Below are 9,895 nucleotides of genomic sequence, written 5' to 3' on the forward strand. Positions count from 1 at the left end.
CCATTTGCTCGCAACTTCCATTATAGCTTATTTCTGGCTCGCATGCAAAGACTACTGTATCGGCAAACTCAAAATTTCTCGGATATCATCTGCAGACAGACTGGCTCGCATGTCCTGACCATCTAAGACTGTCGTAATAAGCTGACGTTTATTGTCTTGCAGGGCTTGAATTTTTTCCTCAATTGTGCCACGCGTGATAAGACGGTAAAATTCCACATTTTTTTGTTGTCCCATACGATAGGCACGTGCGACCGCTTGATCTTCTACAGCTGGATTCCACCAAAGATCGACTAGAATAACCGTATCGGCACCAGTCAAGTTGATCCCGACACCTCCTGCCTTAAGAGAGATGAGAACAGCATCTCGACTACCCGCATTAAAGGCTCTGGTAATCTCCTGACGCTCATCAGATTTGGTAGCCCCCGTAATGGTGTAAGAGCTTATTTCAAGAGTTTCCAGTTCTTTCTGGATAATCTCTAACATGCCACGAAATTGTGAAAAAATGAGAACACGGTGGTTACCTTCCTTGACTTGACGTAAAAGCTGACGCAGACTTTCCAGCTTACCGCTGTCACCTGTGTAATCAGGCATGAAAAGCTGCGGCGTATTACAGATTTGACGGAGGCGTGTAATCGCAGATAAAATCTCAATTTTCTTACGATTAATCTCGCTGTCGCTAGCACCACTGAGACTGTCTCGTAACTGCTGAATCTGAGCCAGATAAATGGCTTTCTGATCATCAGTCAATTCATTGATTTGATTAATTTCCAGCAAGTCCGGCAACTCGGCCAAGACCTCTTCCTTCCGACGTCTGAGGACGAAAGGCTGAATCACACGGGCGACTTCTTTGGCTGAGAGTTTGTTAAAAGCGCGCTTGGCTGGTAAAAGATCCGGCAGAACAATCTGGAAAATAGACCAAATTTCTGTCAAACGATTCTCAATTGGGGTACCAGACAAGGCAAAGCATGACTTGACTTCAAATTGACGTAGGTGATGCGCAATCTTTGTCTGGTCATTTTTCATGACCTGAGCCTCATCTAAAATCAGCAAATCAAAAGTCTTTTCTTGGAATTCCTCAAAATCTTGACGGAAAGAAGCGTAAGAAGTCACGATAACTTGATGATCTCCAGCTAGCAATTCCACGCGCTGAGCCTTGGAGCCATAAGAGACGACCACATCAATATGTGGTGTAAATTTGGCAAACTCATCCTGCCAATTGTAAATCAAGCTAGACGGTGCCAAAATCAAGGCTTTCTGCCCTGCTTTTAAACCATACGATAGAAAAGCAATCGCTTGCAAAGTCTTTCCAAGTCCCATATCATCTGCCAAAATCCCACCTAGACCATAATGAGCTAGCATGGACAGCCACTTGACTCCCAAAAGCTGGTAATCGCGCAATTTGGCATTTAGCTTAAAGGCACCAAGCTCAAACTGTTCTGGAAAGCGCAAATCATCTAGCAAACTCTGAAAAGACTGCGAAAGACTGATTTGATCATTTCCTTGAAAATCACTCGCCAACTGCATGGCAGATAAGGTCGAAAGTTTGACATGTCCGTTTGGCAATAGCTGCGCTCGCAACTCTTGCAAGGTATGATTGACCCTTTTCGTCTCCTCATCAAAAATAATCATCTTGCCAGACTCAGTCACATAGTATGACTGTTCCGACTGCAAAGCTTCATAAGCTGCTGAGATCTCGTCTGCCGTGACATCTTGGAAGTCAAAGGACACATCCAAAAAATCATCCGTCAAGTCTAAATGCAACTTAGGCTGAGAGGAACTATAGGTTTCGCTCAGCGACTCTGATAGGACAACATCACCCATTTCCTCAAAAGCTGGTAAGATGACCGTGTAGAAATCATAGAAATCCTGACTATGAATCAGAGGTTTTTCACTGGTAAATCCTGCCTTAAACCCATATTTTTCCATCAACTGATAGATTTGCTCTAAATGAGGATAATGAATAGCAAACGGCAGACGCCATAGACTCTCTTGGTCAGGGATCCATACTTTATTAAAATCCAGAGCCATTTGCAGTCGGACGACATCATTATCCAAGCGTGTGAATTCAAAAAAAGCGTCAAAATCATGGATTTTAAGGTTCTTAGGTGCCTTAAGACTTCCCATTTCTTGCAAGTCAAGTAAGAGCAAGGCTAGACGGTCTTTGTCCTCTAAATCCACCTGCAAAATGCGCAGACCATTGTCCGTTTCAGGCAAGGTCTTAAAAGCCTGCAAAAGGGTTTGTTGACGGTTGGTCAATCGATAAAAAGTCCCACCATAAAACAAATAGCGTCCTTGAAAGAAAAAATAGTAGGCTGCTTCTGCAAGACTTAACTCAATAAACGTTTGTTCCACCTTGACATCAAAGCGAAACAGCGGTGCGTCAACTGTTAAATCCTCAAACCGTAACCCATCAAAAACCTGCTCATCCAAAACAAGCTGAAAATGAGCAAGTCCCTGCAAAACTGTAATTCCCTCTTCAAGAAAGCCTTCAGAGAGACGCAGGTTTCGTCCAAAATTAGGCAGGTAAAAACTCGTATCAAAATCAACCGCATCAGGCAAAAGCTTATTCAAAAATGAAATCACTTGCTGACTTGGCTTGTCAAACTGTCTTAGACTAATCGATTCAAAATAATTCTTCCCAATCTGGTACTCTTTTCCAGACTTGAGTGTCTTTAAAAAGGCCTTAATATCTCTAATAATATAGGACCGTGTATCTGGCAAACGCAGAATTTTCAAAGTCCAGACCAGTTGGCGATCAAGGCTGCTGTACTGTCCTTCAGCTTCTAGTTGGTACTGCGGCAAATGCTGCCTATGATCTGTTGAAACCCGATCCAAAAATTCCGATCCAACTGATTTTTGACGAGCTTCTTCTTGGATTTGCTGGCTACTAGATTGAACCGCATCAGCCAGTTCTTGTCCCTGCTCGTCATTTTTCAAAAAATATTCCATGGCAGCCAAATGCTGACAGAAACCTTTTTTTCCAAAAAGGTCACAATCACAGTGGATAAGAGAATCCTCAAAACTGAAGGTCATCTGGTGACCTTCAATCTCAGCGATTATCACTTCATCCTCAATAACTATGTTTTTTAAGGCTTGGTTTTCATAGAGCTCAATCCCCTGATTGCGAACATAACCTGGCATCAATCTACTCATAATCTCTCCTAAGTTAGATATAAAGAACCATTCATAAAAGGGCATGAAAATGGTGACAACTCAGCCATCTTCGATTCCTTAGACTGTTGAACCCCAGTCAGGGCAGCTAAAACTTCATAGATAAAATCGTAGAACCTTCAGAAACCTATAGCTGACACACTAAAACAACTCTGACCTTTTAAGGTGTATTCAATGAAAACATCTCCCTATTATACCATAGTTCAAAAGAGCAAGCCAGTTTTAAACCTAAAAATAGAGTGAAACCAAAATCATGATTTCACCCAATCGATTTTGTCTACAAAAGAGAGACCGTTTTTGAGGGAATATTGACTGTATTTTGAAAAACCTAACTATAAGCAGTGGAAAACTAGCCTCAAACAAAGTAATTAAGCTGTGAACACAGTTTCTAAGTGATACTTTTCTTAAGATCTCCTAGAGGTAAGTCGATAAAGCTAGATAGTTGCAACAATTGGAAAGATAACGAAAGGCACACCAATCGCATAGCTCCAACTCTGTACTTCTAAGCCATAAAACAACCACCAAGCCATTGACAAAAAAAGACAAACTAAAGATAATAACCAGATGACCCGATTAGCTGATTTATAGGCAAAAAAAGCGAACAGCCAAGCTAACAAGATAAAAGGCAAATGCGGCACTGTTAGCCAAAGAACCACGAAAAGCCCCCAGCCTCGCTCAAATGCCAAAAGAATGGCTATTAAAAGGAGAAGCAAGATAATATAAGTTTTAAAATACGCTGTTACACCACGGTACAGTTGCTGATAGTCTTTAAACATAAACATCTCCTTTCTGCAAAATAACAGGACTGTAAACCCTTACAATCCTATTATACCATATTATAGATCTGCGGTCTACTTCCTCTTCCGTGCAATCAAATGAATCGGTGTCCCTTCAAAGACAAAGGCTTTACGGATTTGGTTTTCCAAGAAACGCAGGTAGGAAAAATGCATAAGCTCTTCTTCGTTGACAAAGACCACAAAAGTCGGCGGCTTGGTTGCCACTTGGGTTGCGTAAAAAATCTTGAGACGTTTCCCCTTATCGGTCGGCGTTGGGTTGATGGCAATAGCATCCATAATGACATCATTAAGCACTGCAGACGGAATCCGTGTATTCTGACTCTGGCTGATGCGCTTAATCATCTCAGGCAACTTATGAAGCCGTTGCTTGGTAAGGGCAGACACAAAGATAATCGGTGCATAGGACAGGTATTGGAAATTGTCACGAATGTCATCTTCCCACTGTTTCATAGTATGATTATCTTTGTCAATAGTATCCCACTTGTTAACCACAATGATCATACCTTTACCAGCCTCATGAGCAAAGCCCGCAATCCGCTTATCGTACTCGCGAATGCCTTCTTCTGCGTTAATGACCATGAGAACGACGTCCGAACGGTCAATGGCACGCATGGCACGCATAACAGAGTACTTCTCAGTATTTTCATAAACCTTGCCCGACTTGCGCATTCCAGCCGTGTCAATCATGGTAAACTCTTGCCCGTCACTATCTACAAAATCCGTGTCAATGGCATCACGCGTTGTTCCAGCTATAGGTGATGCAATCACTCTATCCTCACCTAAAATAGCATTGATCAAACTTGATTTTCCAACATTGGGGCGACCAATCAGACTAAACTTAATAATGTCTGGATTTTCAGGTTCAACCTCTTGGGGCAGGTTTTCCACAATAGCATCAAGAACATCACCAGTTCCGATACCGTGAACCGATGATACCGGATAAGGATCACCCAATCCTAGCGCATAAAAATCGTAGATGTCGCTACGCATCTCTGGATTATCGACCTTATTGACAACCAAAAGGACTGGTTTATTGGTCTTATACAAAATTCGAGACACATACTCATCCGCATCCGTCAAGCCTTCCTTGCCAGATACAACAAAGACAATAACATCAGCCTCTGACATAGCAATCTCCGCCTGATGCTTAATTTGCGTCATAAAGGGCGCATCAACATCGTCAATTCCACCTGTATCAATAATGGAAAATTTGCGGTTAAGCCACTCAGCTGTCGCATAAATACGGTCGCGCGTCACGCCCTCCACATCCTCGACAATGGAAATCCGCTCGCCTGCAATCCGATTAAATAAAGTCGACTTGCCGACATTAGGGCGTCCGACAATCGCAATCGTTGGTAAAGCCATGAGGCCTCCCTCCTTATTCTAATCCTCTTTTTTGAAGTTTTGGCCAATGGCAGAGCTACATGCTTGCCTAATCTTCACTTCTGAGTAATTTCTGTTTTTTAAGATAGTGCTCTGTCACAGGACTCTCTGGCTGACCAAATTGTTGGACAATCCGTTCCGACCAAAGTTCTGTTTGACGGGCACCAGCATAGGCCGTTTGTACAGCATCAAAGTCATGAATGACCTGACTATCAGCCACTCGGTATTTTTCGTCAAAAACGACAGTTTCTAATGGCAAACGCGGTTTTATAGGATTGTGCTTCTTGGGCACACCAAGAGCAATCCCAAAAATCGGATAGGTATATTCTGGCAGATTGAGTAGCTCAGCCAAACCTTCTGAAGACTGGCGTACCATGCCAATCATAACCCCACCGTAACCCAGACTTTCAGCCGCTAGCAAGATATTTTGACCAACTAAAGCCGCATCAACAGATGAAATCAGCAAATTTTCAACACCTTCTGGGTAGAAAGAAGCGTTGCGCAAATCTACCGCCACCTTGGCACGGTTCAAATCCCCAACCATGAGTAAAAACGTATCACAAGTCTTAATCCAATGCTGTGATTCAAGATCATAGATCGCCTGCTTCGTTTCCTGAGAACGAACCTTAATAATACTGTAAGACTGGAAATTTTTCCAACTTGAAGCCGCCTGACCCGCTTCTAAGATTTCTTTGAGATGCTCCTCAGGAATAACCTCATCCGTAAAAGACCTTACAGAAACATGGCTTTTCATCAGTTTAATCATATCACTCATCGACGATTATCTCCTTTCAAGTGCAAGGGCTTGGCCAAAAATTTAATCCGCTCCATGAGACGTTTGGCCTGCCAAGTCTCGTCCCCAGATCGTCCATTAGCAAAATGGCGTTCCAAATCCTCAAAACTAAAGTTTGAGGTAAAGAAAGTCGGCAACTCCTCCTGCATACGGTATTGCAAAATAACCTGTAAGACATCATCGCGAATCCAGGCACTGAATTGTTCCGCCCCGATGTCGTCTAAAACAAGTACAGAAGAGGTTTTTATCTCATCCAACATAGCCTTAACTGAATTGCTACTGATTGCATTTTTAACATCTACAGCAAAACTTGGAAAATGTAAGAGCGTTGTTCCCGCATGGCACTTTTCAGACAATTCCCGCGCCAAATAAGCCATGATATAAGTCTTACCAACACCAAAAGAGCCATAGAGATATAGCCCCTGTTGGTAGTGTTTATGAAAATTCTCCACGAAATCGGCTAGATAAGCATAAACCTGCATACGGTTGGGATCACTAAAATCCATATCCCTTGCTGAAATCTGTCGTAAACTTTTAGGAAGATTGACCAGCTTAATCCGTTGATTGATTGTTTTCTGAGAAAGGACTTTGACTAGCTCAGCTGTCTCAGCATAACTGACATCAGCGTAGCCCTTATTCTTTATCAGAATTGGACGATAGCCTTTCATAATATAATCTTCAGACTGGCTCTTAAATTTGTCCCGCTCCTTGATGTATTCAAAAAACTTAGAAATAGATCGAGCAATCTCGTCCTCACTCAGTTTATGGTCTAAAATGAAAGCCTGAACATCCCCATCTGCTAAAGTCTCAGCCCGTAATTCCGTGTAGGACTTTTGTCCCTTATTAAGACGGTTTGATAGTTGTTCTCCAATATTTAACATGTCAGACCTCCTTATCTCCTAGCATTCGACGACGAAGCGCCTCAAGTTCTTCTAATTCTTCAGCAGTAGCTTCTGTCCGGTAGCTTTCCTTGCTCCACTCAGGCACATTGGTTTTCGTGTTTGTCCCTTGCTTTTTAGCACGCCCCACTTCTTCCTTATTTCTAGGTTCTCGCAGGAAGATGACTGCTGCTTCAGCACTATTAACTCCCTTATAGGACAGGTCATTGCCCAATTTAAGAGCATATTTCTCATTTAGGTTAGCACTGTCCGTCTTTGTTAAGGTAAAATGAACCAAAACATTGATAACCGAATCTAGCAAGCCAAGTTGGGCTAATTCTTTTAACACTTGACGTTCCGAGTTTGTAATAGAGGCTTGTCGAAATTGCTTTTGATCCCTTAAAAATTCCAAGGGCTTTCGCGACTTTGCCCAACGAATTAGAGACTGCTCCCCCTGTGTAAATTCAGTCAAATCAGACGAAGCACTCTCCAGAGTTTTCATCATGCGCTTGGTCGAAATGACTTGACCAACAGCTGTTTCCTTAGCAACCTGATAGGTCTCAAACCAAGTCTTCTTACCCAATTCCGCATAATTAAACAAAGCCAAAATATCAGATTGCTCATCTTCAAACCGTAATTGGTCTCGAGCCATCAACTGCTTGAAGTGCAACAAATCAAAATCATCATCATTGACTATTCGCGAATCTTCTTTTAAATCTGGTATATCTTGAAAGAATTCAGATAACCCTTTATCCAAGGAACGCATCGCTGATGACGACTCTGGCTCCAAACTTAAACGTTTAAAAGCATGTTCACCAATTTTTCTCTCCAACAACTTTGAAAGAACCTGATGCTTCAGAAAAGCTTCCTTCGTTAAAGGTGAGTGCAACTCAATCATGTAAGAGTCATCCTCTTTTTGAGAGAGAGAGACTAGCTTAACAGCAGTCAATATTGCAAGATTTTTCTCAAACTCTTCAATACCAAAGTTAAGGTGATTTAAAATATCACTAAAAAGATGTTCTTCAAGCCCTAGATCATAAAAGGATTGGAAATAAATATACAAAGAAAGACCAGAAGACCCTATTAAAGGGACATAGAAGCGCCCTAAACAAAATAGATCAGGCTGGATTTGATTATGCTCCATAAATGAAAAAGTCTCGTTAGGTTTCATTAGCTTCCTTTTTCTTATTTCCATAAATAACTTCCTTGAGCAATGACTCTAGTTCAGCAACATCTTTAAAGCTCCTATAAACACTGGCGAAACGAACGTAAGTAATCTCATCCAGCTCTGAAAGCTCGTCCATGACTAGACTACCAATAAAATCACTCGCTACTTCACCATCATGTTGACTACGTATCTTTTGCTCAATGCGATTGACAATCTGGTCAATATCATCACTTGAAACAGGACGTTTCTGAGCCGAACGTATAATCCCATTAAAAATTTTATCACGAGAAAACTGTTCTCTATTACCGTCTTTTTTAACCACCACTAACGTTTTTTCTTCGACACGCTCATAGGTCGTGAACCGGTAATGGCACTCCTCACATTCCCTTCTTCGACGAATAGTATGACCATCTTCGGCCTGACGACTATCTACAACACTTGACTTAAGACCAGTACATTTAGGACACCGCATAAAAAACCTCACTCACAACTAATATCATCTTATTTTACCATAAAATAAGCTATAAAAAAAGCAAGCCGAAACCTTGACTCACCACTTCAAGACAAAACAAAAAAATCGGGAAGACAGGATTCGAACCTGCGACCCCTTGGTCCCAAACCAAGTACTCTACCAAGCTGAGCTACTTCCCGAACTATAAAACTTCCGTCCTATATGCACCCTAGAGGAGTCGAACCTCTAACCGCCTGATTCGTAGTCAGGTACTCTATCCAATTGAGCTAAGGGTGCTCTATCATATATGCCGAGAACCGGAATCGAACCGGTACGATGTTGCCATCGCAGGATTTTAAGTCCTGTGCGTCTGCCAGTTCCGCCACCCCGGCGTCGCCTCAAGCGAACGACGGGATTCGAACCCGCGACCCCCACCTTGGCAAGGTGATGTTCTACCACTGAACTACGTTCGCATCTACTTATTTCTTCTCTATGCCGGCTACATGACTTGAACACGCGACCCTCTGATTACAAATCAGATGCTCTACCAACTGAGCTAAGCCGGCCTATCTTTCTATGCGAGTTAAGGGACTTGAACCCCCACGCCTATCGGCGCCAGATCCTAAATCTGGTGCGTCTGCCAATTCCGCCAAACTCGCATCTATGACCCGTACTGGACTCGAACCAGTGACCCACTGATTAAAAGTCAGTTGCTCTACCAACTGAGCTAACGAGTCATCTTCTTATCCTATTGTTCTATCCAACCTTAGCTGAATACGGTCCCGACGGGAATCGAACCCGCGATCTTCGCCGTGACAGGGCGACGTGATAACCGCTACACTACGGGACCTTCTAACCACTGTACAAAATTGTACTCAGGCTAAAAAGCTGTGATTTAGATAAATCCGCTTGAAGTCCTTATGACTTCTACGCTGATTTCCTAAAATCAGTCGCTTTTCTTAACGCCTTTAGTTACTTAGTTTATGGGAGTTAACGGGATCGAACCGCTGACCCTCTGCTTGTAAGGCAGATGCTCTCCCAGCTGAGCTAAACTCCCATAAATGGCAGTTTAACTCTAGCTGGGAAAAGGTAGAAAGCTTCGCTTCCCCTATCTCCCGATTGAAAGCTCAAATTCCTCTCGCTTTCAACTGAGCTAAACTCCCTCTCGCTAAGCAACTCCCTTATCTCACAGGGGGAACCCCCCAACTACTTCAGGCGTGCTAGGACTTAACTGCTGTGTTCGGCATGGAAACA

7 protein-coding genes, 9 tRNA genes and 1 rRNA gene are annotated in these 9,895 nt (G+C 42.6%); all 17 read right to left on the reverse strand.

The features are described 5' to 3' along the window. Nucleotides 1-51 precede the first annotated feature (51 nt). On the reverse strand, nt 52-3,153 hold the full coding sequence (locus A3I5_RS0103675; RefSeq protein ID WP_018373279.1) for a pilus expression-regulating Snf2 family helicase: 3,102 nt from the start codon (nt 3,151-3,153) through the stop codon (nt 52-54). A gap of 452 nt (nt 3,154-3,605) precedes the next feature. Further along, entirely contained in the window at nt 3,606-3,947 is a 342-nt protein-coding gene (locus A3I5_RS0103680; RefSeq protein ID WP_018373280.1) for a hypothetical protein, read from the reverse strand. A 75-nt stretch (nt 3,948-4,022) separates the two neighbouring features. After that, nucleotides 4,023-5,333, reverse strand: a complete 1,311-nt coding sequence (gene der / locus A3I5_RS0103685; RefSeq protein WP_018373281.1) for a ribosome biogenesis GTPase Der — start codon at nt 5,331-5,333, stop codon at nt 4,023-4,025. Nucleotides 5,334-5,400: 67 nt separating this feature from the next. Then, nucleotides 5,401-6,126, reverse strand: a complete 726-nt coding sequence (locus A3I5_RS0103690) for a nitroreductase family protein (RefSeq protein ID WP_018373282.1) — start codon at nt 6,124-6,126, stop codon at nt 5,401-5,403. Beyond that, a complete protein-coding gene (dnaI, locus tag A3I5_RS0103695; protein WP_018373283.1) occupies nt 6,123-7,025 on the reverse strand; it encodes a primosomal protein DnaI in 903 nt (300 codons plus the stop codon). Before dnaI ends, A3I5_RS0103690 begins: the two co-directional genes overlap by 4 nt. A 1-nt stretch (nt 7,026) precedes the next feature. Further along, nucleotides 7,027-8,193: a replication initiation and membrane attachment family protein gene (locus tag A3I5_RS0103700; protein WP_018373284.1), complete on the reverse strand. Its 1,167-nt coding sequence runs from the start codon at nt 8,191-8,193 to the stop codon at nt 7,027-7,029. Further along, nucleotides 8,183-8,662: a transcriptional regulator NrdR gene (gene nrdR, locus A3I5_RS0103705; protein ID WP_018373285.1), complete on the reverse strand. Its 480-nt coding sequence runs from the start codon at nt 8,660-8,662 to the stop codon at nt 8,183-8,185. The genes A3I5_RS0103700 and nrdR overlap by 11 nt, the downstream gene beginning before the upstream one ends. 105 nt (nt 8,663-8,767) lie before the next feature. Next, nucleotides 8,768-8,841: transfer RNA gene (locus A3I5_RS0103710), tRNA-Pro, on the reverse strand. Nucleotides 8,842-8,864: 23 nt separating this feature from the next. Continuing rightward, nucleotides 8,865-8,938 (reverse strand) — tRNA-Arg (locus A3I5_RS0103715). Nucleotides 8,939-8,949: 11 nt separating this feature from the next. Further along, nucleotides 8,950-9,033: transfer RNA gene (locus A3I5_RS0103720), tRNA-Leu, on the reverse strand. A 9-nt stretch (nt 9,034-9,042) separates the two neighbouring features. Then, nucleotides 9,043-9,114: transfer RNA gene (locus tag A3I5_RS0103725), tRNA-Gly, on the reverse strand. A gap of 20 nt (nt 9,115-9,134) precedes the next feature. After that, nucleotides 9,135-9,207, reverse strand: a tRNA-Thr gene (locus tag A3I5_RS0103730). 11 nt (nt 9,208-9,218) lie between these two features. Continuing rightward, nucleotides 9,219-9,300, reverse strand: a tRNA-Leu gene (locus A3I5_RS0103735). A 5-nt stretch (nt 9,301-9,305) separates the two neighbouring features. After that, nucleotides 9,306-9,378 (reverse strand) — tRNA-Lys (locus A3I5_RS0103740). A 40-nt stretch (nt 9,379-9,418) separates the two neighbouring features. Continuing rightward, nucleotides 9,419-9,491 (reverse strand) — tRNA-Asp (locus A3I5_RS0103745). Between the two features lie 134 nt (nt 9,492-9,625). Next, a tRNA-Val gene (locus tag A3I5_RS0103750) sits at nt 9,626-9,698 on the reverse strand. Between the two features lie 110 nt (nt 9,699-9,808). Continuing rightward, nucleotides 9,809-9,895 (reverse strand): 5S ribosomal RNA (gene rrf, locus A3I5_RS13045); the annotation flags it as partial.

The sequence above is a fragment of the Streptococcus merionis DSM 19192 genome (assembly GCF_000380085.1).
GTDB classification, from domain to species: Bacteria; Bacillota; Bacilli; order Lactobacillales; family Streptococcaceae; genus Streptococcus; species Streptococcus merionis.